At 72.3% G+C, this 22799-nt stretch carries 21 protein-coding genes and 1 riboswitch; of the genes, 15 read left to right on the plus strand and 6 right to left on the minus strand.

The window, feature by feature from the left end; translation table 11 throughout:
* Positions 1–32 precede the first annotated feature (32 nt).
* Positions 33–719 carry a DUF5995 family protein gene (locus IE273_RS10915; RefSeq protein ID WP_189814929.1) on the minus strand — a complete coding sequence of 229 codons (687 nt, stop codon included), beginning with the start codon at positions 717–719 and terminating at the stop codon, positions 33–35.
* A 76-nt stretch (positions 720–795) separates the two neighbouring features.
* Positions 796–2199: a uracil-xanthine permease family protein gene (locus IE273_RS10920; RefSeq protein ID WP_189814930.1), complete on the minus strand. Its 1404-nt coding sequence runs from the start codon at positions 2197–2199 to the stop codon at positions 796–798.
* A 150-nt stretch (positions 2200–2349) separates the two neighbouring features.
* Here IE273_RS10920 and IE273_RS10925 point away from each other — a divergent pair, with 150 nt between their 5' ends.
* Together IE273_RS10925 and IE273_RS10930 are read left to right on the plus strand one after the other, a co-directional pair.
* On the plus strand, positions 2350–3618 hold the full coding sequence (locus IE273_RS10925) for an alginate lyase family protein (protein ID WP_189814931.1): 1269 nt from the start codon (positions 2350–2352) through the stop codon (positions 3616–3618).
* Positions 3619–3726: 108 nt separating this feature from the next.
* Positions 3727–4185, plus strand: coding sequence for an acyl-CoA thioesterase (locus IE273_RS10930; protein WP_189814932.1), 459 nt, complete (start codon positions 3727–3729; stop codon positions 4183–4185).
* On the opposite strand, the gene IE273_RS10935 is transcribed toward IE273_RS10930, so the two are convergent.
* Entirely contained in the window at positions 4145–5353 is a 1209-nt protein-coding gene (locus tag IE273_RS10935) for an MFS transporter (protein WP_189814933.1), read from the minus strand. The genes IE273_RS10930 and IE273_RS10935 overlap by 41 nt on opposite strands.
* A gap of 140 nt (positions 5354–5493) precedes the next feature.
* On the opposite strand from IE273_RS10935, the gene IE273_RS10940 reads away from it, so the two are divergent.
* Positions 5494–7116, plus strand: a complete 1623-nt coding sequence (locus tag IE273_RS10940) for an ROK family transcriptional regulator (RefSeq protein WP_189814934.1) — start codon at positions 5494–5496, stop codon at positions 7114–7116.
* 45 nt (positions 7117–7161) lie between these two features.
* Here IE273_RS10940 and IE273_RS10945 read toward each other — a convergent pair whose 3' ends face one another.
* Positions 7162–7536 carry a hypothetical protein gene (locus tag IE273_RS10945; protein WP_189814935.1) on the minus strand — a complete coding sequence of 125 codons (375 nt, stop codon included), beginning with the start codon at positions 7534–7536 and terminating at the stop codon, positions 7162–7164.
* Positions 7537–7795: 259 nt separating this feature from the next.
* Positions 7796–7926: riboswitch (FMN riboswitch) on the plus strand.
* Positions 7927–8088: 162 nt separating this feature from the next.
* Between IE273_RS10945 and IE273_RS10950 the strand changes: the two genes are divergently transcribed.
* The 9 genes from IE273_RS10950 (at position 8089) to IE273_RS10990 (ending at position 15416) form a co-directional block, all read left to right on the plus strand.
* A complete protein-coding gene (locus IE273_RS10950; protein ID WP_189814936.1) occupies positions 8089–8694 on the plus strand; it encodes a riboflavin synthase in 606 nt (201 codons plus the stop codon).
* Positions 8691–9332, plus strand: coding sequence for a nicotinamide mononucleotide transporter family protein (locus IE273_RS10955; RefSeq protein ID WP_189814937.1), 642 nt, complete (start codon positions 8691–8693; stop codon positions 9330–9332). The genes IE273_RS10950 and IE273_RS10955 overlap by 4 nt, the downstream gene beginning before the upstream one ends.
* Positions 9329–10642, plus strand: coding sequence for a bifunctional 3,4-dihydroxy-2-butanone-4-phosphate synthase/GTP cyclohydrolase II (locus IE273_RS10960; protein ID WP_189814938.1), 1314 nt, complete (start codon positions 9329–9331; stop codon positions 10640–10642). The genes IE273_RS10955 and IE273_RS10960 overlap by 4 nt, the downstream gene beginning before the upstream one ends.
* Positions 10643–10665: 23 nt before the next feature.
* Positions 10666–11151 carry a 6,7-dimethyl-8-ribityllumazine synthase gene (gene ribH / locus IE273_RS10965; protein ID WP_014671488.1) on the plus strand — a complete coding sequence of 162 codons (486 nt, stop codon included), beginning with the start codon at positions 10666–10668 and terminating at the stop codon, positions 11149–11151.
* Positions 11152–11185: 34 nt separating this feature from the next.
* Entirely contained in the window at positions 11186–11458 is a 273-nt protein-coding gene (locus IE273_RS10970; protein ID WP_023552153.1) for a phosphoribosyl-ATP diphosphatase, read from the plus strand.
* Between the two features lie 53 nt (positions 11459–11511).
* On the plus strand, positions 11512–12360 hold the full coding sequence (gene hisG / locus IE273_RS10975) for an ATP phosphoribosyltransferase (protein ID WP_189814939.1): 849 nt from the start codon (positions 11512–11514) through the stop codon (positions 12358–12360).
* Between the two features lie 16 nt (positions 12361–12376).
* Complete coding sequence (locus IE273_RS10980; protein ID WP_189814940.1) at positions 12377–12847, plus strand: PH domain-containing protein; 471 nt, start codon at positions 12377–12379, stop codon at positions 12845–12847.
* A 164-nt stretch (positions 12848–13011) separates the two neighbouring features.
* Positions 13012–14346 (plus strand): hemolysin family protein, encoded by a 1335-nt coding sequence (locus IE273_RS10985; RefSeq protein ID WP_189814941.1) that lies wholly within the window; start codon positions 13012–13014, stop codon positions 14344–14346.
* Positions 14343–15416: a hemolysin family protein gene (locus IE273_RS10990; RefSeq protein WP_189814942.1), complete on the plus strand. Its 1074-nt coding sequence runs from the start codon at positions 14343–14345 to the stop codon at positions 15414–15416. The genes IE273_RS10985 and IE273_RS10990 overlap by 4 nt, the downstream gene beginning before the upstream one ends.
* A 72-nt stretch (positions 15417–15488) precedes the next feature.
* Here IE273_RS10990 and IE273_RS10995 read toward each other — a convergent pair whose 3' ends face one another.
* Both IE273_RS10995 and IE273_RS11000 read right to left on the minus strand, forming a co-directional pair.
* Entirely contained in the window at positions 15489–17360 is a 1872-nt protein-coding gene (locus IE273_RS10995) for an AAA family ATPase (RefSeq protein ID WP_189814943.1), read from the minus strand.
* A 429-nt stretch (positions 17361–17789) separates the two neighbouring features.
* Positions 17790–18410 carry a uridine kinase family protein gene (locus IE273_RS11000; protein WP_189815012.1) on the minus strand — a complete coding sequence of 207 codons (621 nt, stop codon included), beginning with the start codon at positions 18408–18410 and terminating at the stop codon, positions 17790–17792.
* 275 nt (positions 18411–18685) lie between these two features.
* On the opposite strand from IE273_RS11000, the gene IE273_RS11005 reads away from it, so the two are divergent.
* The 3 genes from IE273_RS11005 to IE273_RS11015 all read left to right on the plus strand — a co-directional run bounded on the left by IE273_RS11005 (position 18686) and on the right by IE273_RS11015 (position 22797).
* A complete protein-coding gene (locus IE273_RS11005; protein ID WP_189814944.1) occupies positions 18686–19642 on the plus strand; it encodes a hypothetical protein in 957 nt (318 codons plus the stop codon).
* Between the two features lie 52 nt (positions 19643–19694).
* Positions 19695–21221 carry an amino acid permease gene (locus IE273_RS11010; protein WP_373309322.1) on the plus strand — a complete coding sequence of 509 codons (1527 nt, stop codon included), beginning with the start codon at positions 19695–19697 and terminating at the stop codon, positions 21219–21221.
* A 208-nt stretch (positions 21222–21429) separates the two neighbouring features.
* Positions 21430–22797, plus strand: coding sequence for a C39 family peptidase (locus tag IE273_RS11015; protein WP_189814946.1), 1368 nt, complete (start codon positions 21430–21432; stop codon positions 22795–22797).
* Positions 22798–22799 lie beyond the last annotated feature (2 nt).

Raw genomic sequence — 22799 nt, forward strand, 5'->3', positions numbered from 1 at the left:
GGCCCTCCGCGCCTTTCCCATGCGCCGGGATCTCAGTCGGCCAGCGGTGTCAGCAGCATCCGGCCGGCGAACCCCACCGCCGCGTCCAGCCGTTCGGTGAACTCCTCGACCACGTCGGCGCAGTGCCGCAGCGCCCACAGGGCCCGAGCCGCCGCCCAGGTCGCGTCCCGGGCCCGCTCCAGGCTCCAGGAGCCCAGCAGATGGGTGAGCGGGTCGGCGATCTGGAACAGGTCGGGGCCCGGCATCAGATCCTCGCGGATGCGCTCCTCCAGCGACACCAGGAGATCGCCCACGCGGTCGAACTCGTCCTCCAGGTCGGCCGGTTCACAGCCGAGTGTGTGGCAGGCGTCGACCACGGCCAGGGCCAGGTCGTGCCCGATGTGTGCGTTGATGCCCGCCAGCGCGAACTGGAGCGGTCGTACGCCGGGATGGCGGCGGAACTGGAACAGGGGGCGCCAGCAGGCGGGCGGGCGGCGGTCCGCGTCGGCCGCGTCCACCGCCGCGAGATAGCGCTCGGCGAACCGCACGTCCAGCGCGGTCGCCGCGCGCGGGTCCGGGAACTCCCCGGCGTCCAGGCGCCGGTCGATCTCCTCGGTGACGGCGAGGTAGACCCGGTTGAACACGGCGACGCCGTCCCGTGGGGGCAGGGCCGCGTCCAGCGCGCGCATCCGTGCGACGACGGCGTCGACGGGGGCGGTGAGGTGTTCCAACTGCACCATGGGGGAAGGGTCCCAGCCCGGGGCCGGCCGGCGTGCCGACCGGCCCGGTGCTTCGCCGGAACGGGGGAACGCCGGACTACGACTCGGCGCGCGGGACGGCCGAGTCGGCCCCGGTGTCGTAGGAGGACGTGCCCTCGTCCAGCAGCGGTTCCTGCTTCTTCAGATGGGCCGGGGCGAAGGCGCGCAGCGCGTGGTAGCCGGTGATGACGACCAGCGTGCCGAGGGCGATGCCGCTGAGCGAGAAGGTGTCGGTGAACTTCATGGTGACGTTGCCGACGCCGATGATGATGCCCGCGGCGGCCGGCACCAGGTTCAGCGGGTTGCGCAGGTCCACCTTGGCGTTCAGCCAGATCTGGGCGCCGAGCAGGCCGATCATGCCGTAGAGGATGACGGTGATGCCGCCGAGCACCCCGCCGGGGATCGCGGCGACGACCGCGCCGAACTTGGGGCAGACGCCGAAGAGCAGCGCGAAGCCGGCGGCGGCCCAGTAGGCGGCGGTGGAGTAGACGCGGGTCGCGGCCATCACGCCGATGTTCTCGGAGTAGGTGGTGTTGGGCGGGCCGCCGACGGCCGTCGACAGCACGGAGGCGACGCCGTCCGCCGAGATCGCCGTACCGAGCTTGTCGTCCAGCGGGTCGCCGGTCATCTCGCCGACCGCCTTGACGTGGCCCGCGTTCTCGGCGACCAGCGCGATGACGACCGGCAGCGCGACCAGGATCGCCGACCACTGGAAGGTCGGGCCGTGGAAGGACGGCAGCCCGATCCAGTCGGCCTTGGAGACGCCGGAGAGGTCCAGGCGCCAGTGGTCGGTGAGCTTGCCGCTCGCGTCCACCGAGTGGATCTTGCCGAAGATCCGGTCGGACGCCCAGGACAGGCCGTATCCGAACACCAGGCCAAGGAAGATCGCGACGCGGGACCAGAAACCGCGCAGACAGACGACCGCCAGACCGGTGAAGAGCATCACCAGCAGGGCCGTCCACTGGTCCTGCGGCCAGTAGGTGGACGCGGTCACCGGGGCCAGGTTGAAGCCGATCAGCATGACGACCGCGCCGGTGACGATCGGCGGCATGGCGGCGTGGATGATCCGCGCGCCGAAGCGCTGCACCGCGAGGCCGACCAGGAACAGCACGGCGCCGACGACGAGGACCGCGCCGGTCACGGTCGCGCTCGTACCGCCCTGGGCGCGGATGACGGCGGCCACGCCCACGAAGGACAGGGAGCAGCCGAGGTAGCTCGGCACCCGGCCGCGGGTGGCGAGCAGGAAGATCATGGTCGCCACGCCCGACATCATGATCGCCAGGTTGGGGTCCAGGCCCATGAGCACGGGGGCCACGAACGAGGCGCCGAACATCGCGACCACGTGCTGGGCGCCCAGGCCCACGGTGCGGGGCCAGGACAGCCGTTCGTCGGGGCGTACCACCGCTCCGGGCGCGGGCGTGCGCCCGTCACCGTGCAGCTTCCAGCGCACGCCGAGATCCATAAGGGGTTTCGCTTTCTCTGTACGTGAAGAGGGTCCGAACCATTGTCAGGGGTACCTGGCGGCTCTACGCTCGCACGGTCCTCCTCGTGAACTGCGTTCACATACCTGATCGGGTGTCTGATCGGGTCGAGCGAAGATCGGAGTGCCTGAATGAGTGGAAGACCCCGTGCCGCCGCGCTCCTCACCGCCGTGGTGGCCTTCGGAGCCCTGCTCGTCCCCTCCGCCCACGCCGCACCGGCCCCGTCCAAGGCGGCTCCGCGGACCGCGGTCCTCGACGGCGTCCGCCTCCAGCGGACCCGGGCCCGCCTGCCCCACGACGCCCGGCTCCGGCACGCCCTCGCGGACCTGACCGCCCGCGCCGACGCCTGGCTGGACCAGGGCCCCTGGACGGTCGTCGACAAGCCGAAGCCCGCCCCCGGCGGCGACGTCCACGACTACCTGAGCCAGGCCCCCTACTGGTGGCCCACGACCGCCCCCACCGCCGACAACCCCTGGGGCTGCCCGTACGTCCAGCGCGACGGCCGGCGCAATCCGGAGGTCGACAGCGGAACCGACCGGCAGGACGTGGAGAAGGTCTTCGACGCGACGTACGACCTCTCGCTCGCCTGGTACTACACCGGCAGGCGCAGCTACGCCGAGAAGGCCGGGCGGATCCTGCGCACCTGGTTCCTCGACCCGGCCACCCGGATGAACCCCAATCTGGACCACGCCCAGTTCATCCCGTGCAAGTACGACGGCCGGGCCATCGGCGTCATCGACTTCTCGCAGTCCTACACCAGCGTCCTGGACGCACAGGCGATCCTCGCCGCCGGGGCACCCGGCTGGACGGCCGCCGACCGCACCGCGATGACCCGGTGGAACGAGGACTTCCGCGACTGGCTGACGAACAGCGACTTCGGCCGGCAGGAGGGCGCCGCCGCCAACAACCACGGCACCTTCTACGACATGCAGCTCGCCGCCCTCGCCTACGCCACCGGTGACACCGCGCTCGCCCGGCGGACCGTGCTGGATGCGCGCGCGAAGCGGATCGACCCGCAGATCGCGGCCGACGGCAGCCAGCCCCAGGAGCTCACCCGGACCCGGAGCTGGCACTACTCGACCTTCGACCTGGTCGCCTACACCCGGCTCGCGGCCATCGGCCGGCACGTCGGGGTGAACCTGTGGGACTACGCGGGGCCGGACGGGCAGAGCCTGTCCAAGGCGGTCGACTACCTGCTGCCCGCCGCGACCGGTGCCGCCGCCTGGCCGCACCCGGAGCTGGAGTTCCACCGCTACGCGGCGGCCGACGTGGTGCACGCGGCGGCCGACGCCGGTGACCCGTCGGCCAAGGCGGCCGTGCCGAGGCTGGAGGCGCCGCCCGGGGGAGACCTCTGGGCGCTGCGGCCCGCCGCCGAGCAGCTGGACTCGATAGCGGGTTGACCCCCTCGCCGGCCCGGGGGCTTCCAGGCCGGGCTCCTGAGCGGTCGCTTAGTATGGTGGTGTACGGGGGTGTCGCCACCCCAACAGCGCTGCTCAGGAGCCCTTCCCGTGACCGCCGAAGCCCCGACCGCCCCCGCCGTCTCCTACGGCCGGCTCATCCCCGTCACCGTCCACTTCGACGACCTCGACGCGCTCGGGCTGCTGCACAACGCCCGCTACCCGCTGATGGTCGAGCGCGCCTGGACCGAGCTGTGGAGCGAGCACGGCGTCCGCTTCGACGGCGACTGGGCGGCGGCCGGCGACGCCTGCAACGCGGTCCGCGAGCTGCGCATCGGCTACGAGGCACCGGTCACCCGCCCCGGCGCCTACGCCGTCCACCTCTGGCTGGAACGGCTCGGCACCACCGGCCTCACCTACGGCTTCCGGCTCTGCTCGGCCGACGGGACCGAGACCTACGCCCGGGGCACCCGCGTGCTGGTCCGGCTGGACGCGGCGACCCTGCGCCCCGCGCCCTGGAGCGAGACCTTCAGGGCCGTGGGTCGGGAACTGCTGCGGCCCGCCGGCTGACCTCGCCGCCGCGCTCGGCGGTGCGCAGCACGCCCGCGAACACCGCGAGCCCGCACGCCAGGGCCGTCACCACCACGAAGGACACCATCAGGCTGGTCGCCTGGGCCACCCCGCCGATCAGGCTCGGCGCGATCAGCCCCGAGGTGTAGGTGATGGTCGCCACGCCCGCGATGGCCTGGCTGGGGTTCGGGCCCGCGTGCCCGGCCGCCGCGAAGCACAGCGGGACGACCACCGCGATGCCCAGCCCCATCAGCGCGAACCCGGCCATCGCCACCACCGGGTGCCCGGCGAGCACGACCAGCAGGCCGCCCAGCCCGGCCAGGACGCCGCCGGACCGCACCGTGCGGACCGCGCCGAAACGGTTCACCACGGCGTCGCCGGCGATCCGCGCCACCGCCATGGTCAGCATGAACCCGGTCGTGGAGGCCGCCGCCAGCCCGGCCGAACTGTCCAGCCGGTCCCGCAGGAACACCGCCGACCAGTCCAGGCTCGCGCCCTCCGCGAACACCGCGCAGAAGCCGACCGCGCCGATCAGCAGGGCGGAGCGCGGCGGCAGCGCGAACCGCGGGGGCGGCTCCTCGTCCTCGGCGGGCTGGAGGTCCAGCACCCAGGTGCAGGCCACCAGGCCGAGCAGGGTGAGGACGGCCGAGGCCAGGGCGAAGTGCGCGCGCGCGTCCGCGCCGAGGTGCGCGGCGAGGGTGCCGGCCGCCGAGCCGATCAGCGCGCCCGCGCTCCACATGCCGTGCAGACCCGACATGATCGACTTTTCGAGCCGGCGCTCGACCTCCACCCCCAGCGCGTTCATCGCGACATCGGCCATGCCCGCGCTCGCGCCGTAGACGAACATCGCCAGGCACAAGGTGACCAGGTTCGGCGCGATCGACGGCAGGATCAGGGAGAGCGTCCACAGCGCGAGCAGCCCGCGCAGGGCCGTACGGCTGCCGAAACGATGGGTGATCCCGCCCGCGAGCGGCATCGCGCACGAGGCGCCCAGCGCCGTGAAGGCCAGCGCGAACCCCAACTGGCCCGCGCCGAGCGAGGTGTGGTCCTGGACCCACGGCACACGCGTCGCGAACGAGCCGGTCACGGCGCCGTGCACGGCGAAGACGGCCGCCACGGCGTACCGGGCGCGCCTGACCTCGTCGCCCGCACGCGTCACGTCACTCATGATCCTGTCCCCTCCCCGGGAGTGCCCGGCCCCGTAGGCGCCGCTCCACTGCGACGCGCCGTAAACTATCAGGAACCCTGCCTGATAGATAGCGCATACCAGGCCCTGTCCCACCCCGGCGATCTGGGAGGATTCCCGTCATGCCCGCATCACCCAGCACCGCCCGGGCCCTCAACGACCGGCTGGCCCTGCGGCTGTTGCAGCAGGAAGGCCCGCTCACGGCAGGGCAGTTGAAGCAGCTGACGGGACTGTCCCGGCCCACGGTCGCCGACCTGGTCGACCGGCTCACGGCCTCCGGCCTGATCACGGTGGTCGGCGAGTCCGGAGAACAGCGCCGGGGCCCCAACGCCCGGCTCTACGGCATCGTCGCCGACCGCGCCCACCTCGCAGCCCTCGACGTCCGCACCGAGGGCGTCTTCGTCCTCGTCTCCGACCTGCTCGGCCGGGTGCTCGCCGAGGCGTCCGTGCCGATCGGCCCCGACGCGGGGACCGGGCCCGCCGTGGAGCAGGCGGTGGCGGCGGTGGAGAGCGCCGCGAAGGAGGCCGGCGCAGACCGGCTGCACACCGTCGGCATCGGCGCGCCCGGCCTGATCGACCCGGCCACCGGAGACCTCCGCGACTCGGTCGGACTGCCCGCCTGGCACCGCAGCCTGGCCGTCACCCTCCAGGACCGGCTGCCCGGCGCGCGGGTCACCGTCGAGAACGAGACCAACCTGGCCGCCCTGGCCGAGCAGCGCGAGGGCGCCGCGCGCGACCGGGACACCTTCGTCCTGCTCTGGCTCGGCCACGGCGTCGGCGCCGCGGTCGTCCTGGACGGCGCCCTGCGCCGCGGGGCCTCCGGCGGCACCGGCGAGATCGGCTTCCTGCCGGTCCCGGGAACGGCCACGCTGCCCTCGGCCGGCGACTGCGCCGGCGGCTTCCACTCCCTCACCGGCGCGGCGGCGGTCACCTCCCTCGCGGCCGAGTGCGGCCTCCCGGCCCCGGCCGCACCGGACGGCCCCGGGGCGGCGGAGGCGGTGCGGGGCGCGGTGGCGGAGGTGGAGAAGGCAGAGGAGGGGGTGCCGGTACCGGTGCCCGTGGCGGGGGAGAGGGGGCCGATGGCGGTGCCCGTGACGGGGCCGGGAGCGGCGGTGCCGGTGGCACGGCCGGGTCAGGTGGAGGCGCGGCCGGGTGAGGGGGACGGGAGGCGGCCCGGTGGGACGGAGGTGAAGGGGGGCGCGGAGCCTGATGCTGTGACCGCGTCCGCCTCGGGGGAGGCGGGGCCAGGGGCGGGGCGTTCGGACGTCGAGCCGGACGGCGGCTTCGCGTTCGCTCCGAGGGAGGCGGGACCTGCGGCGTGGGCGTCCGGCGCCGATTCGGGCCGCGTTTCCGTGTCGGAGTCGGGGTCGGCGTCGGCGGGGCATCTCGGATGCGGGGCGCCCCCACGGGCTGAGCCGGGCGGCGCGACCCCGGCGGCTCCGCCCGGCGACCTTCCCGCCGCCCGCTTCCTCCGGATCCTCGCCGACCGGATCGCCGTCGGTGCCGCATCCGTGGTGGCCGTTCTGGACCCCGGCTGTGTGGTGCTCGGCGGGGAGGTCGGCCAGGCCGGGGGCACGGTGCTCGCCGGGCTGGTGGAGGAGCGGCTGCGCCGGATGTCGCCGCTGGCCACCGAGGTGCGGGCGAGCAGCCTCGGCGGGACGGCCGTACTCCGCGGCGCGCTCCTCACCGCCCGGGACCGGGCCCAGGACGAACTGTTCGCGCCACCGGACCGCCCGGGCGGCTGACACGTCACCGGAGCGGCCGACCGCCTGACCCCGCGCCCCCGGACATCAGGGCTGTACCGGCTCCCCCGAAGGCCGCCACGGCACCCACGGCAGCGCCTCCCGCCAGCCCGGTCGTTCGAACGCCCAGGCCTGTACCACCTCGGCCACGGGCTCGACGGCGAACACCTCGTGCTCGCGCGCGACCCGGGCCTGGAAGTGCCGCTCCGGGCCGCCCTCGCGGTACTCCACCTGGTAGCTCAGGTCGTCATTGAGGTACACCTGCATGTAGTGGTGCCCGGCAGGCTCCCGGCCGAGCCGCTCGACGATGACGAAGCGCCAGGTCAGGCTCATGTCCGCGAGCAGATCGTGGACTTGGTCCTCGGAGGGGTCGTCCCACGCCGTCCCGTCCCACTCGATCGCGCGGATCACCGGTGCCGTCATGCGGGTGACTGTACTCGGCGCGGTGGCGGCCCGGCGGCGGGCAAGGGCCGTCGTCACCGCCGCCGGGCCCGTCCGCACCCTAAAAGGACTAGACCAGTACGGTCAATGGTCCGGACCGGGGCCAATGCTCCTGCCGTACCGGCCAGTTGGCGCGGGCGGCTGCGGGACGCGAAGACGGCGACACGTGCTGTGAGCGACCCCACACCGTTCACCCGCATGGACGCGCACCGGGCGTGGCACACTGGCCCTGTACCAGAAGCAGCGCACTCCGGGGTCGGTGAAAGTCCGAACCGGCGGTTACAGTCCGCGACCCGGTCGCTTCCAGCGGCCGGTTGACCAGGTGAAATTCCTGGACCGACGGTTAAAGTCCGGATGGGAGGCAGTGCGCGGCGGGCGGGCATGCGTTCTCCGTGTGCGCGCCGCCGTATCCGGACGCGTCCGTGCGCGGGCGTGTTCCTTTCGGCGACGCCCCCGGTGTGTGCTCATCCGTACTTTTCTGTCGTCATCGACAGCCCCGGAGTCCGTGCCCGAAGAGGCAGGAGGACCCGGGAAGTGTTCACCGGAATCGTCGAAGAACTGGGTGAGGTCACCGCCGTCGAGAACCTCGGCGACTCCTCCCGCTTCCGGCTCCGCGGCCCCGTCGTGACCGAGGGCGCACGCCATGGCGACTCCATCGCCGTGAACGGGGTCTGTCTCACGGTCGTCGAGCACGAGGGTGACGAATTCACCGCCGACGTCATGGCCGAGACCCTGAAGCGCTCCAGCCTGGGGGCGCTCACCCTCGGCTCCCGCGTCAACCTGGAGCGTCCCACCGCCGTCGGCGCCCGCCTCGGCGGACACATCGTGCAGGGGCACGTGGACGGCACCGGCGAGATCCTGGCCCGCACGCCCTCCGAGCACTGGGAGATCGTGAAGATCTCCCTCCCCGCGGACCTCTCCCGCTACGTCGTGGAGAAGGGCTCCATCACCGTGGACGGCATCAGCCTCACCGTCGTGGAGGCCGGCCACGACCACTTCACCGTCAGCCTCATCCCGACCACCCTCGCCCTCACCACGCTCGGTCTGAAGCAGCCCGGCGACCCGGTCAACCTCGAAGTGGACGTCATCGCCAAGTACGTGGAGCGGCTGCTCACGGCCGGACAGGGAGCCGGCAAGTGAACTGGATGAACTCCGAGGCGTTCACCCTCTTCGGCCAGCACATCATCTGGTCCGACATGATCGGCAACATCCTGGGCCTCATCACCCTCGCCCTCGGCTGGCGCCGCTCCCTGTGGACCTGGCCCGTGCAGTTCCTGTCCGGCCTGGTCCTGTTCGCCGCCTTCTACGGCCACCTGACCGGCAGCGCCGGCAAGCAGGTCGTCGTCATGGCCGTCGCGCTGTACGGCTGGTGGCAGTGGCAGCGCACCAAGGACCGGTCCGACGACGGCCACATCGCCCCCCGCTTCGCCACCTGGCGGGAGCGCGCGGGCATGCTCGCCGCGGCTGCCGCCGGCACGGTCGCCGTCGCCCTGCTCTTCACGGCCTACCCGAAGCTCTCCTGGGACCCCTGGCCCGACGCCTACATCTTCGTCGGCACCATCGTCGCGATGTACGCCCAGGCCAAGAGCATGGTCGAGTTCTGGATCGCCTGGCTGCTCGTCGACCTCGTCGGCGTCCCCCTCAACTTCGCCAACGGCTACGCCTTCTCCGGCTTCGTCTACGTCATCTACGGCGCACTCGTCCTGTGGGGCATGCGCGACTGGTGGCTGCGCTCCCGCCGGGGCCCGCGGCCCGCACTGGAAGGAGCCCCGGCATGACCTCGGCACCGCTGCTGCACGGCACCGACGACACCGAGAACTTCGCCCTCGACCCGGTCGAGCGGGCCATCGCCGACATCGCGGCGGGCCGCCCGGTGGTCGTCGTGGACGACGAGGACCGGGAGAACGAGGGCGACCTCGTCATCGCCGCCGAGAAGGCGACCCCCGAGATCGTCGCCTTCATGATGAGCGAGTGCCGGGGCCTGATCTGCGCCCCCATGGAGGGCGAGGAACTGGACCGGCTCCAGCTGCCGCAGATGGTCCAGGACAACACCGAGTCGATGAAGACCGCGTTCACCATCTCGGTGGACGCCTCCGCCGCCCACGGCGTGAGCACCGGCATCTCGGCCGCCGACCGCGCGACGACGCTCCAGCTGCTCGCGGGCGGCACGGCGGAGCCCACCGACTTCGTCCGCCCCGGCCACGTCTTCCCGCTGCGCGCCCGGTCCGGCGGCGTCCTGGTGCGCAACGGCCATACCGAGGCCGCCGTCGACCTCGCCCGGCTCGCGGGGCTCCGCCCGGCCGGCGCCATCGTGGAGATCGCCGGTGAGGACGGCCGGATGCTCCGGCTGCCCGAGCTGATCCCGTTCGCCCGCAAGCACGGCCTGACGATCATCTCCATCGAGGACCTGATCGCCTACCGCCGCGGCAGCGAGCCCACCGTCCGCCGCGAGGCCGCGACCCGCCTGCCCACCCGGCACGGCACCTTCACCGCCTACGGCTACCGGTCCACCGTCGACGGCGTCGAACACGTCGCGCTCGTCCACGGCGAGCTCGGCGACGGTGAGGACGTGCTGGTCCGCGTCCACTCCGAATGCCTCACCGGCGACGTCTTCGGCTCCCTGCGCTGCGACTGCGGCCCCCAGCTGGACACCGCCCTGGCACGCATCCAGGCCGAGGGCCGGGGCGTCGTCGTCTACCTGCGCGGACACGAGGGACGCGGCATCGGCCTGCTGTCCAAGCTGCGCGCCTACGAGCTCCAGGAGCAGGGCCACGACACCCTGGACGCCAACCTGGAACTCGGCCTGCCCGCCGACGCCCGCGACTACGGCGCCGGCGCGCGGATCCTCGCCGACCTCGGCGTACGGGGCGTCCGGCTGATGACCAACAACCCCGACAAGACCGAGGCGCTGCTGCGCCACGGCCTGAAGGTCACCGGCCGCGAGCCGATGCCCGTCCAGGCCGGCGAGCACAACCTCCGGTACCTGCGCACCAAGCGGGACCGGATGGGGCACGACCTGCCCTGGCTCGACACGCCCGCCGTGTCGGCTTCGGTGGCCGCGTCCGCGGCCACCTGCGGCAACCAGTAAGCACGAAAGCACTGAGGAGAGACGTGAGCGGCAAGGGTGCACCGGAACTGTCCGTACGCAATGTGAGCGACCTCCGGGTCGCCGTCATCGCGGCGCAGTGGCACGAGCAGGTGATGGACGGTCTGGTGAACGGCGCCCTGCGCGCCCTGGGTGAACTGGGCATCGACGAGCCGACCCTGATCCGGGTCCCCGGCAGCTTCGAACTGCCGGTCGCCGCCAAGGTCCTCGCGGGCCGCGGCTACGACGCCGTGGTCGCCCTCGGCGTGGTCATCCGGGGCGGCACCCCCCACTTCGACTACGTGTGCCAGGGCGTCACCCAGGGCCTCACCCAGGTGTCCGTCGAGACCGGGGTGCCCGTCGGCTTCGGCGTGCTCACCTGCGACACCGAGGAGCAGGCCCTGGACCGGGCCGGCCTGGAGGGCTCGAACGAGGACAAGGGCCACGAGGCGGTGACCGCCGCCGTCGCGACCGCGGCCACGCTCCGCTCAGTATCCGAACCCTGGCACTGAGGAGCCGGCCCGACCGCGTAGGGTGGGCAGCACCATGTCCAAGAAGACGTTCGAGGAGCTCTTCACCGAGCTCCAGCAGAAGGCCGCCCACGGCGATCCCGCCACCTCCCGTACCGCGGAGCTGGTCGGCAAGGGTGTCCATGCCATCGGCAAGAAGGTCGTCGAGGAGGCCGCCGAGGTCTGGATGGCCGCCGAGTACGAGGGCAAGGAGGCGGCGGCGGAGGAGATCTCGCAGCTGCTGTACCACGTCCAGGTGATGATGGTCGCCCGCGGGATCTCCCTGGACGACGTCTACGCCCACCTCTGACCCGCCCGCCGACACAGCCGTAGAAACCCCTTCACGCAAAGGAAGCCGACCTCATGCTGCGCATCGCCGTCCCCAACAAGGGTTCACTGTCCGGCCCTGCGGCGGAGATGCTGCATGAGGCCGGCTACCAGCAGCGCCGTGAGTCCAAGGAGCTGCGCATCGTCGACCCGGAGAACGAGGTCGAGTTCTTCTACCTCCGCCCCCGCGACATCGCGATCTACGTCTCCTCCGGACGCCTCGACATCGGCATCACCGGCCGTGACCTGCTGATCGACTCGGGCGCCGACGCCGAGGAGATCCTGCCGCTCGGCTTCGCCCGCTCCACCTTCCGCTTCGCCGCCAAGCCCGGCACGGCGAGCGGCATCGAGGACCTCAAGGACAAGACGGTCGCCACCTCCTACGAGGGCATCGTCGACAAGCACCTCGCGGACCGCGGGATCGACGCCTCCGTCGTCCACCTGGACGGGGCCGTGGAGACCGCGATCGAGCTGGGTGTCGCCGAGGTCATCGCCGACGTCGTCGAGACCGGCACCAGCCTGCGCAACGCGGGCCTGGAGGTCTTCGGCGAGCCGATCATGAAGTCCGAGGCGATCGTCGTCCGCCGCACCGGCGCCGACGCCGAGGAACCGAAGGTCCAGCAGTTCCTGCGCCGCCTCCAGGGCGTCCTGGTGGCCCGGACGTACGTGATGATGGACTACGACTGCCGGGTCGAGCAGCTGGAGAAGGCCGTCGCGCTCACCCCCGGCCTGGAGTCCCCGACCGTCTCCCCGCTGCACAACGAGGGCTGGGTCGCGGTCCGGGCCATGGTCCCCGCCAAGGAGGCCCAGCGGATCATGGACGACCTCTACGCCATCGGCGCCCGCGCCATCCTGACCACGGCCATCCACGCCTGCCGCCTGTAAGAGGTACGCCCGAGAGATGTCCGACCTGCCCCCTCCTCCCCGCCTCCCCGTCACCTTCCGGCCGGGACACACCCGGGCGATCCTGCTCACCGCCGGGGTCGTGATCTTCGTGGTGATATCCGGGGTCGCGATGCTGCTGGAGCACCTCGGTCCGGGCTCGCGGCTCAGCTTCATCCTCACCGGGGCGCTGATCTTCTGGGCCCTGGCCCAGCTCGCCCGGGTGAAGGTGGTCGCCGACGAGTCCGGCGTCACCGTCGTCAACATCGCCGGCAAGCGTCGCCTGGCCTGGGCGGAGATCGTCCGGGTGAACCTCCGGCCGGGTGATCCGTGGGTGTTCCTGGACCTCAGCGACGGCACCAGCCTGCCCGCGCTCGGCATCCAGCCGGGCATCGCCAAGCAGCGGGCCATCGCCGACGCCAAGGCCCTGCGCGCGCTCGCCGAGGCCCGCTCGGCGCCCTCCGCCCTGCCGCACGAGCCCAGATCTTGATTAATCTGGTGGGCGGAGGCCGTCTCGCTGTGCCTCCGCCCCTGCGCGCCGCCCGGTGCACAGGGGTTCCTGCTACCCGAGGAGTGACTCCCTCCGGCGATGGACGGATCGTCCTGTAGTACCTGCGCCACCCCTGCCCGACGGAACGGGAAGGCGGTGGCAGCGTGACCATCCCCCTGCTGCTCCTCGGAGCGGCGTTCCTGCTGATCCTCGCCAACGGCTTCTTCGTGGCGGCCGAATTCGGCCTGGTGACCGTCGAGCGCCCGGAGGCCGAGAAGGCCGCCGCCGACGGCGACACCCGCGCCCGTACGGTCGTGGAGTCGCTGAAGGAGCTGTCCTTCCAGCTCTCCGGCACCCAGCTCGGCATCACCATCACCTCCCTGGTCGTCGGCATGCTCGCCGAACCGGCCCTGGCCGCGCTGCTGCGCGGCCCGTTCGCCGCGCTCGGCGTCCCCGAGGGTGCCGCCTCCGGCGTCGCCGTGGTCGTCGGCATGCTGCTGGCCTCCGCGATCCAGATGGTGATCGGCGAACTCGTGCCCAAGAACTGGGCGGTGTCCCGGCCGCTGCAAGTCGCGCGCTTCGTCGCCGGCCCGCAGCACCGCTTCGCCCGCCTGTTCCGCCCGGTGATCTCGGCGCTGAACACGGTCGCCAACCGGCTGGTCCGCGCCCTCGGCGTCGAACCCGCCGACGAGCTGGCCTCCGCCCGCACCCCCGGCGAACTGGTCTCCCTGGCCCGGCACTCCGCCCAGGCCGGTGCCCTGGAGCAGGACACGGCCGACCTGTTCGTCCGCACCCTGTCCCTGGGCGAACTGACCGCGCAGCACGTCATGACCCCGCGCGTGAAGGTGAGCGCGTTGCAGGACTCGGCCACCGCCGAGGACGTCGTCAACCTCACCCGGGCCACCGGCCTGTCCCGCTTCCCCGTCTACCGGGAGAAGATCGACGAGATCGTCGGCATGGCCCACCTCAAGGACGCGCTGGCGGTCCCCGTGCACGACCGGCTGCGTACGCCGGTCAGCCGGATCGCCCGCAAGGCGCTCCTGGTCCCCGAGACCCTGCCGGTCCAGCCCCTGCTCGCCCGGCTGCGCAGCGAGCAGCCCATCGCGGTCGTCGTGGACGAGTACGGCGGCACGGCCGGCGTGGTCACCCTGGAGGACATCGTCGAGGAACTGGTCGGCGAGGTCCGTGACGAGCACGACGCCAAGGACATGCCCGAACTGGCACCCGCCCCGCCCGAGGACGGCAGGCCCGCCTGGGACGTGGACGGCAGCTGCCGCGTCGACGTCCTGAAGCGCATAGGCCTCGACGTGCCCGAGGGGCCGTACGAGACCGTCGCCGGCCTCGTCGCCGACCTGCTCGGCCGGATTCCGGCCCCCGGCGACCGGGCCGAGCTGCCCGGCTGGCGGCTCTCGGTCCGCCAGGTCGGCCACTACCGCGCCGAACGGGTCCGTCTGGTCAGGACGGCCCCGGCGGTGAACGTGATGGAGGCCGCCCGGTGAGCGTCCTCCAACTGGTCTTCGCGGCGCTGCTCGTGCTCGCCAACGGTTTCTTCGTCGGCGCCGAGTTCGCGCTCGTCTCCGTCCGCCGCAGCCAGATCGAACCGCTCGGCACCGCCCGGGCCCGGCAGGTGCTGTACGGACTCGAACACCTGCCGCAGATGATGGCCGCCGCCCAGTTCGGCATCACCGTGTGCTCGCTGACGCTCGGCGCGGTCGCCGAGCCGACGGTGGCGCACCTGCTGGAGCCGGTGTTCGAGTGGATCCACCTCCCGGACGGCGTGATCCACCCGCTGGGCTACGTCATCGCGCTGGCCGCGGTGGTCTTCTTCCACCTCGTCATCGGCGAGATGGTCCCGAAGAACCTCGCGATGGCCGCCCCGGAGAAGGCCGCGCTGTGGCTCAGCCCGGGCCTGGTCTGGTTCGCCCGCCTCTGCAAGCCGATCACGGTGTCCCTCGGCGCCTGCGCCCAGGGCATCCTGCGGCTGTTCCGGGTCGAGCCGAAGGACGAGGTGGAGGCGGTCGTCACCACCGAGCAGCTCAACCGGCTCCTGGAGGACTCCGGCCAGGCCGGCCTCCTCGACCCGGAGGAGCAGGAGCGCCTGGAGGACGCCCTGGAGCTGGGCTCGCGCCCGGTGACGGACGTCCTGTTGCGCCGGGAGTCCCTGGTCACGGTGACCCCGGCGGTCACCCCGGGCGAGATCGTGGAGCTGACCGCCCGCACGGGCTACTCCCGCTTCCCGGTCGCGGCCGGCGAGAAGGGCCCCTTCATGGGGTACCTGCACGTGAAGGACGTCCTCGACCTGGAGAACTCCGACCGGGCCGTCCCGCAGCACGTGTGGCGCCCGATGGCCACGCTCCGCGCCGAGCTGCCGCTGGACGACGCGCTGACGGTCATGCGCCGGGCGGCCACGCACCTGGCCCAGGTGGCGGACGCGACCGGCAAGGTGCTGGGGCTGGTGGCCCTGGAGGACGTGCTGGAGCTGCTGGTGGGCGAGGTCCGTGACCCGGCGCACCGGGAGATGCCGGAGCCTCGTGTGAGCGGGGAGCCGGAGGGAGCGCTCGCCGGCTAGCCCGGGTGGCGAGGGGGAGCTGTGCGGCCGGTGGCCTGCCGACCGCGCGGTTCCCCGCCCCCGTCGGGGCGCTCACATGCCCGGCGGATCCTGCGGCCCCCGCCCCGACAGCACCTCTCCGTACGCCTGCATCAGGTCGGGCAGTCGCAGGGTCGCCAGGTCGTCCCGGGACAGGGAGCCCGGGTACGTCGACAACCGGAGGTCCCGGTACGCGCAGCTCTTCTCGTACAGCGTCCGCAGGAACCGCCCGTTCCCCAGTTCGTCGATCCACCCCTGGTCGACGACGTGCCCGGCGATGGACCGCAGCTCGTCCAGCGCCTCCTCGTCCCACAGGTCCCCGTTCTCCGCCGCGAGCACCTTGCCGATCTCGGTCAGCTCCAGCGGCCGGTAGGAGGGGAAGTCCACCCGGGTGGTGAACCGGGAGGACAGCCCGGGGTTGGCGGCGAGCAGGCGGTCCATGCCCTCCGGGTAGCCGGCCAGGATCACCACCAGGTGGTCCCGGTTGTCCTCGGCCCGCTTCAGCAGCACCTGCAAGGCCTCGTCGCCGTACGCGTCCCCCTTGCCGTACCCGGAGTTGGACAGCGAGTAGGCCTCGTCCACGAACAGCACCCCGCCGATCGCGGAGTCGATCAGCTCGTTGGCCTTCACGGCCGTCTGCCCCAGGTACTCGCCGACCAGGTCGGCGCGCTGGGCCTCCACGAGGTGGTCCCCGCCCAGCAGCCCCAGCGCGTAGAACACCCGGCCGAGGATCCGCGCGACCGTGGTCTTGCCCGTGCCGGACGGGCCGGAGAAGACGAAGTGCCGTTTGGGCGGCTGGACCGGCAGCCCCTGCCCGGCCCGCAGCCGCGCCATGTTCAGCTGCGCCGACAGCGCCTTGACCTGGCGCTTGACCGGTTCGAGCCCCACCATGCGCTCCAGTTCGGCGAGCGCCTCCTCCAGTAACGCGGGGTCGGTGGGCCCGGCCGGCATCGGCGCGGTGGACACCCCGGGCACCCCCGTCTTGGTCCGCACCGAGGGGTCGGCCACCGACGGCAGCGGTCCGGCCGGCAGATCGGGCTCCGGCAGCCGCAGGTCCCGGCCCTCCGTGCCGAACAGCGGATCGAACCCGTCCGGCCCGTCCACCACGTCCTGCCCCGCGCCGGTCAGCGTGATCGCGGCGTAGTCGGCCGTCTCGTCGTACCCGTCGCCCTCGGAGATCGCGGCGAGCCGGGCGGAGGTGTCCATGAAGGCCGGGTCGACCCGGTGCACGGCGCGGTACAGGGGGAGCGCGGCGGCCGAGCGTCCCGTTCCCTCGTGCGCCCTGGCCAGCCAGTAGCGCAGCTCCTTGCGCTGCGGCTGCTCGCTGCGGCACCGCATCAGCGCCGTCGACAGCAGCGGCTCGGCCTGGCCGTACATCTCCAGCCGCACCCGGGCCATGCCGCCGAACAGACCGGCCTCGATGCCGAGGAGGGAGTCGTCCAGCAGTGGATCGGTGTGCCGGGCCAGTTGTTCCCAGTCCTTGACCAGATAGGCGCGGCAGGCGTGCAGGAAGCGGACCTGCGGGTCGGCGTCGACCGGGGGCAGCCCGGCGAGGGCGCGGTCCAGCTCGGGCACATGCCGGCCGTCCAGCCAGTGGGAGGCGTGCGCCAGCAGCAGATCGCGCGGGCTCTCCAGTACCGGCTGCACCCACCAGCCCAGCCAGTACCAGGAGTTGAGGCTGCGGCGGTGCCGGGCGCGCTGTTCGCCGAAGCGGTCGCGGTGCCGGAACATCCGCAGCAGCGCGGTGGTCGTGTCGACCCGGAGCGCGTGCAGCCCGAGCCAGGCGTCCGCCATGCCCGGGTCCATCCGCACCGCGGTGCGGAACTCCTCCTCCGCCTGCGGGTAGGCGCCCATCGTGTAGGCGTCCACACCCCGCAGCCAGGCGAGGTCGGCCGGGGCCTCGGGGCCCTGCGTGCCGAAGTCCATCACGTCCCCCCACAGACCGTGTCCCCGTGGTTCCCACCGGGCAGTCGCCCGACGGCCGCCGCGGTCGAACCGCTGTGCCGCGGACCGGAGTTGCCGGTGCGCGAGGCAGCCGCTCGAAGGTCGCACCGAGGGCATCGTACCCGCGCTACCTGCGCGTGCCGAAGGGTGCCGCACGGGGCGTTCGACGAGGTGGGAGCAGACGGGGCGCACCGCGCTTCGTGACCGAGGGTGAGAGTGCGGGTGCGCGAGGAGCCTGGAACACCTCTTCGAGGGCAGAACGAAGCCCCCGGTCACGGGGGAACAACCGGGGGCTTCGCGTCGGTGGGCGACTCCGAAAGCCGCACATTGAGAACGTAAGACCTGTACGGGCCCCCGGTCAAGCGGAGTTGAGGCACTGGGAGAAGTCGTCCCGCAAGGCTCTTCACGACTTCACCACATCCGGGACGGTCCGTCACTCAGCGTCACTTCCGGCCCGGCTTCGGGAGTCGTCGCCGGTCCCGGCAGCACCTCGTATCCCGCAATTCGCTGGAGCACCAGCAGGTCGGCATGGGGGCGCGAGGGGTCCTCGGCGAAGTGCGCGCGCTCCGCCGCGACCCAGCCGTCCCAGAACTCCCGTTGCTCCGCGCCGTCCCGCTGCCGGCCGCGCGCCCAGGACTCCTCCCGGGGCAGCTCCATCCACAGCAGCCGGGCCAGGTACGGCCGCAGGGCGCGGCGGCCGGCGCCGACACCCTCGACCAGCACGACGGGTGCGGCCGGCAGCGGACGCGGGGTCCCGAAGGCGCGGGCCCGCCAGTCGTACGGGGTGTAGTGCGCGCCCTCGCCGCGCGCCAGGGGCTCGATCACCTCGGTCATGAGCCGGTCGGTCCACGAGAAGAGCCGCTCATGGCTGGCGATGTCGTCGAGGTGGAGCACCGGAGCCCCGCCCAGCGCGTGCGCCAGCCGCCCGGCGAAGGTGGACTTCCCCGAGCCGGCGTGCCCGTCGACGGCGATGAGCCGGACCGGCCCCAGTGAGGGCGGGAGCCCGTGCAGCCGGGCGGCGAGGTCGTGAATGGTGATTCCCGGGGTGTCGTGCTGTGCGGGGGTGTGAGGTCCGGTGTTGTGGGTTTTCCGTGAAACGCAGTCTAGTGGCGGTCATGTGTCGCCAGGGGGTGAGCGCCAGTTGGTTCATGCGTTGAACCACCGGCTGGCGGCCAGTCAAAGGCTGCCGATAAACAGTCCGCATCCCCTGACCGATATGTCGAATTCGACGTTCCGGGTGTGCCCCACGCTGAGTAAGGTGCCTTCTGCGCAACGTGATGCGTCGAGCGGGGACCGGCAGGGGGACCATGGCCGCGGAATTATTCGAAGGGCACTATGTATGGCACCCGGCGGCCGACGACCGGGTCCTGGCGAGCGTGTGCGTCGATGTGCGCGCCGGACGTCATCGGTACGCCCACGAGGCGCTCGTCGAGACACGCTCCGACTTCGCCCTGCGCGCCCACCGCTCGCTCGTCCTCGCCTCCGAGGCGGCCGGCACCGACCTGGTGGAACGCTGGCTCGCAGAGGAGCCGACGCCCGAGGCCGCCCTCATGTGGGCGCGGGTCGCGGTACAGCGCGCCCTGCGCGCCGCCGACGCCCGTGACGAGCGCGCCGAGGCGCTGGAGCGGATCGCGCTGACCGCCTGCGACCGGGCCGCCGAGGCAGCCCCCGCCGACCCCACCCCCTGGGTCGCCCGGCTCGCCATGGCCCGGCTGCACCGGCTCCGCGACCCGGCCCCGCGGGGCCTGCTCACCGCCCCGCCCGGCCCCTGGCGGCTGTTCGCGCACATCCTGTCCCTGGACCCCTGGCACCGCGAGGCCCACCACCGCTTCCTGTCCTGCTTCTTCACGCGGTACGGCGGCTCGGTCACCGCGGCCTGGGACGTGGCCGCCTTCCTCAGCCAGCGGGCGCCCGCCGACTCCGCCCTCCGGCTGCTGCCCCTGGTGGCCCTGGTGGAGAGCTACAACCCCACCCAGCTCCTCGCCGACCGGGTGTGGGAGCAGCCCCAGTGGCGTTCCACCGCGCTGGCGATCTACCAGCACTGGCTGCCCACCGTGGCCGGTTACCGCTTCACCCCCGTGCTCGACCTGGCCTACCTCGCGCACGCGCTGGTCATGGCCCAGCGCGCGTTCGAGGCACGGGCGGTCTTCACGGCGATGGGCCGGTACGCCTCGCGCATGCCGTGGAGCGCCTTCGGTGATCCCGCCGAGCAGCTCTCCCGGGCCCGGCGCGCCTGCGGGCTGCCCGTCCCGGGGGCCGCCTGACCCGCTCGCCCCCACCCCCCATCCAGAGAAAGGCCGATCAGTGTCGGAACGGATGTCGACTCCCCGGGCCCGCGCCCGCGCGGCGGACCCCGTCGTGCTCGACGACGACGCCACCCTGCACGCGATGGGTTATCCGCGGAAACTCACCCGGCGCTTCCGGGCGTTCGACAATTTCGCGATCTCGTTCACCATCATCAATATCCTCTCCGGTATCTTCTCCTCCTTCGGATTCGGCATGAACGCGGGTGGCCCCCGCATTCTCGTGTTCGGCTGGATCGGCGTCTCGCTCATGGTGCTGCTCATCGGCGCGGCCATGGCGGAAGTCGCCTCCGCCTATCCGACGAGCGGTGCCCTGTATTTCTCCGCCGGTAAACTCGCCAAGCGGCACAAGGGCGCCTGGTCGTGGTACACGGGCTGGCTGAACTTCGTCGGCCAGATCGGCGGCACCGCCGCCACCGGCTATGCCGCCGCCACCTTCATCCAGGTGTTCGTGCAGTTGCAGTGGCCCTCCTACCGGCCGACCGCGCACCAGACCGTCCTCGTCACGGCCCTGATCATCGTGCTCCAGGGGCTCGCCAACACCTACACCGTCCAGCTCGTCGCCGTACTGAACCGCATTTCCGTGTGGTGGCTGCTGATCGGACTCGTCGTGATCGTGGGCGCGCTCATCGTGATGCCCGATCATCACCAGTCCGCGTCCTTCGTCACCCATTTCGAGAACAACACCGGCTTCACGAGCGGGCTTTACGGCGGCATGCTCGGCCTCCTGGTCACGAGCTGGACCTTCACCGGGTTCGACGGCAGCTTCCACATGTCCGAGGAAACGGTCCACGCGACGGTCAGCGCACCGAAGGGCATCACCCGCGCCATCGGCTGTTCGGCGATCACCGGCCTCGCCCTGATGCTGGCCCTGGTCTACAGCATCGGCGACTACGCCAAGGTGGCCGGCGCCGCGGCGCCGCCGGTCCAGATCCTCATCGACGGCCTCGGCCCGACCACCGCCAAGGTGATGCTCCTCATCGTCATCGGCGCGATGCTCTTCTGCGGTCTCGCCAACCTCACCAGCAACACCCGGCAGATCTTCGCCTTCTCCCGGGACGGCGCCATGCCCGGCTCCCGCTGGTGGCACTCGGTCTCGCTGCGCACCCGTACGCCGGTGAAGGCGGTCTGGCTGGCGGTCGGCTGCTCGCTGGCCCTGGTGGTGCCGGGCTGGTGGTCGCACACGGCGTTCACCGCCATCGTCAGCGTCAACGTGGTCGGCCTCTTCCTGGCCTACGCCGTGCCGATCTTCCTGCGGCTGCGGCTCGGCGACGCGTTCCAGCCCGGTCCCTGGCACCTGGGCCGCTGGGGCAGGCCGATCGGCTGGCTCGCGGTGACCTGGATCCTGCTCAGCAGCGTCCTGTTCATGCTGCCGCAGGCATCCCCGATCACCGTCGACTCCTTCAACTACGCGCCGATCGCGCTGGCCGTCGTCCTGCTGGTGGCGACGGTGTGGTGGTTCGCCACGGCCCGCCGCCGCTTCCAGGGGCCGGTCAGCTACGGTCGCCCGGACGAGGTCGCCGCGATGGATCTCGTCTGAGCGTGCCGGGGTGCGTGGGCGCTGGTCGCGCTCGTGCGGCGGAGCCGCGCTGCGACACGGCCCGCGCCCCTGCGGGCGCCCCCACCAGTGGTCCAGACCAATATTCGTCCGGCGGCATGCGCCGAAGTGCTGGCAGCGAGATCCGGCCTGCTTCATAGTTACCGCACCGGATCAGCCCGTCTCGGACACCCTGGGGGTCGTCGCGCCCATGAGCAGAGCCCAACAGCCGTCCCGCAGAATCGTTCTGGCCGCGGCCGTCGCCGCGGCGGTGACCGGCACAGCGGCCCCCGCTGCCGCCGCCGCACCGCGACCCGCCGACACCGACGACCCCGGCCGGGCGCAGGCCCGCCCGATCGACCACCACTCCTGGACCACGTTCCGCGACTGGCGCTGCGGCACCGCACAGGGCACCCGGCCCGTCTCCGGCAGCCGCCCCGGTGTCGTGATCGGCGCCCCCGCCGGCCGGACCGACTACACCGACCCGCACACCGGGACCACCGCCACCTGGGAGTACGCCACCTGGACCTCCCCGGTGCACCGGCTCACCGTGCCCGCGACCGAGGTCATCGCCTCCTGGAACGCGCACACCCCGGCCGGCACCTGGATCCAGGTCGAGCTGCGCGGCACGTACTCCGACGGCACCGAGACTCCCTGGTACGTGATGGGCCGCTGGGCCGCCGGCGACCAGGACATCAAGCGGACCTCGGTGGACGACCAGACCGACGGCAAGAGCACGATCTGGACGGACACCTTCGCCATCGACGACGCGGGCACCGGCCTGCGCCTGGCGTCGTACCGGCTGCGCCTCACCCTCTACCGCCGGCCCGGCACGCACCTGACACCGACGGTCTGGCGGCTCGGCGCGATGGGCTCCGACATCCCCGACCGCTTCACCGTGTCGGCCTCCACCCCCGGCCTCGCCCAGGAACTCGCCGTCCCGCGCTACTCGCAGGAGATCCACAAGGGCCAGTACCCCGAGTACGACAACGGCGGCGAGGCCTGGTGCAGCCCCACCTCCTCACAGATGATCATCGAGTACTGGGGCGGCCGGCTCACCCCCGAGCAGCTGTCCTGGGTCGACCCGTCCTACGCGGACCCGCAGGTCTGCCACGCGGCCCGGTACACCTACGACCACCAGTACCAGGGCTGCGGCAACTGGCCGTTCAACGCCGCCTACGCGGCCACCTACGACGGCCTCCAGAGCGTGGTCACCCGGCTCGCCTCCCTCACCGACCTGGAGACGCTGATCGCGGCCGGCATCCCGGCCATAACGTCCCAGTCGTTCCTCAAGGAGGAGCTGACGGGGGCCGGTTACGGCACCTCCGGCCATCTGATGACCGTCATCGGTTTCACCGCGGACGGGGACGTGATCGCCAACGACCCCGCCTCACCGGGCGACGAGGCGGTGCGGCGCGTGTACCAGCGGCGCGAGTGGGAGAACATCTGGCTGAGGACCAAGCGGTACAACGCCTCCGGCAAGGTCGTCTCCGGCACCGGAGGGGTCTGCTACCTCTACTTCCCGGCCCACCCGACCCCGCACCAGCGCAAGGCGCTCGCCGCGGTGGGCGTGTACTGAAC

The organism is Streptomyces olivaceoviridis, assembly GCF_014650115.1.
Lineage (GTDB): Bacteria > Actinomycetota > Actinomycetes > Streptomycetales > Streptomycetaceae > Streptomyces > Streptomyces olivaceoviridis.

Excerpts from the sequence above, each read along its gene's own strand:
- IE273_RS10915 (WP_189814929.1), bottom strand. The coding sequence starts at position 719 with ATGGTGCAGTTGGAACACCTCACCGCCCCCGTCGACGCCGTCGTCGCA.
- IE273_RS10920 (WP_189814930.1), bottom strand. The coding sequence starts at position 2,199 with ATGGATCTCGGCGTGCGCTGGAAGCTGCACGGTGACGGGCGCACGCCC.
- IE273_RS10925 (WP_189814931.1), top strand. The coding sequence starts at position 2,350 with ATGAGTGGAAGACCCCGTGCCGCCGCGCTCCTCACCGCCGTGGTGGCC.
- IE273_RS10935 (WP_189814933.1), bottom strand. The coding sequence starts at position 5,353 with ATGAGTGACGTGACGCGTGCGGGCGACGAGGTCAGGCGCGCCCGGTAC.
- IE273_RS10940 (WP_189814934.1), top strand. The coding sequence starts at position 5,494 with ATGCCCGCATCACCCAGCACCGCCCGGGCCCTCAACGACCGGCTGGCC.
- IE273_RS10945 (WP_189814935.1), bottom strand. The coding sequence starts at position 7,536 with ATGACGGCACCGGTGATCCGCGCGATCGAGTGGGACGGGACGGCGTGG.
- IE273_RS10960 (WP_189814938.1), top strand. The coding sequence starts at position 9,329 with ATGACCTCGGCACCGCTGCTGCACGGCACCGACGACACCGAGAACTTC.
- IE273_RS10970 (WP_023552153.1), top strand. The coding sequence starts at position 11,186 with ATGTCCAAGAAGACGTTCGAGGAGCTCTTCACCGAGCTCCAGCAGAAG.
- hisG (WP_189814939.1), top strand. The coding sequence starts at position 11,512 with ATGCTGCGCATCGCCGTCCCCAACAAGGGTTCACTGTCCGGCCCTGCG.
- IE273_RS10980 (WP_189814940.1), top strand. The coding sequence starts at position 12,377 with ATGTCCGACCTGCCCCCTCCTCCCCGCCTCCCCGTCACCTTCCGGCCG.
- IE273_RS10995 (WP_189814943.1), bottom strand. The coding sequence starts at position 17,360 with ATGGACTTCGGCACGCAGGGCCCCGAGGCCCCGGCCGACCTCGCCTGG.
- IE273_RS11005 (WP_189814944.1), top strand. The coding sequence starts at position 18,686 with ATGGCCGCGGAATTATTCGAAGGGCACTATGTATGGCACCCGGCGGCC.
- IE273_RS11010 (WP_373309322.1), top strand. The coding sequence starts at position 19,695 with ATGTCGACTCCCCGGGCCCGCGCCCGCGCGGCGGACCCCGTCGTGCTC.
- IE273_RS11015 (WP_189814946.1), top strand. The coding sequence starts at position 21,430 with ATGAGCAGAGCCCAACAGCCGTCCCGCAGAATCGTTCTGGCCGCGGCC.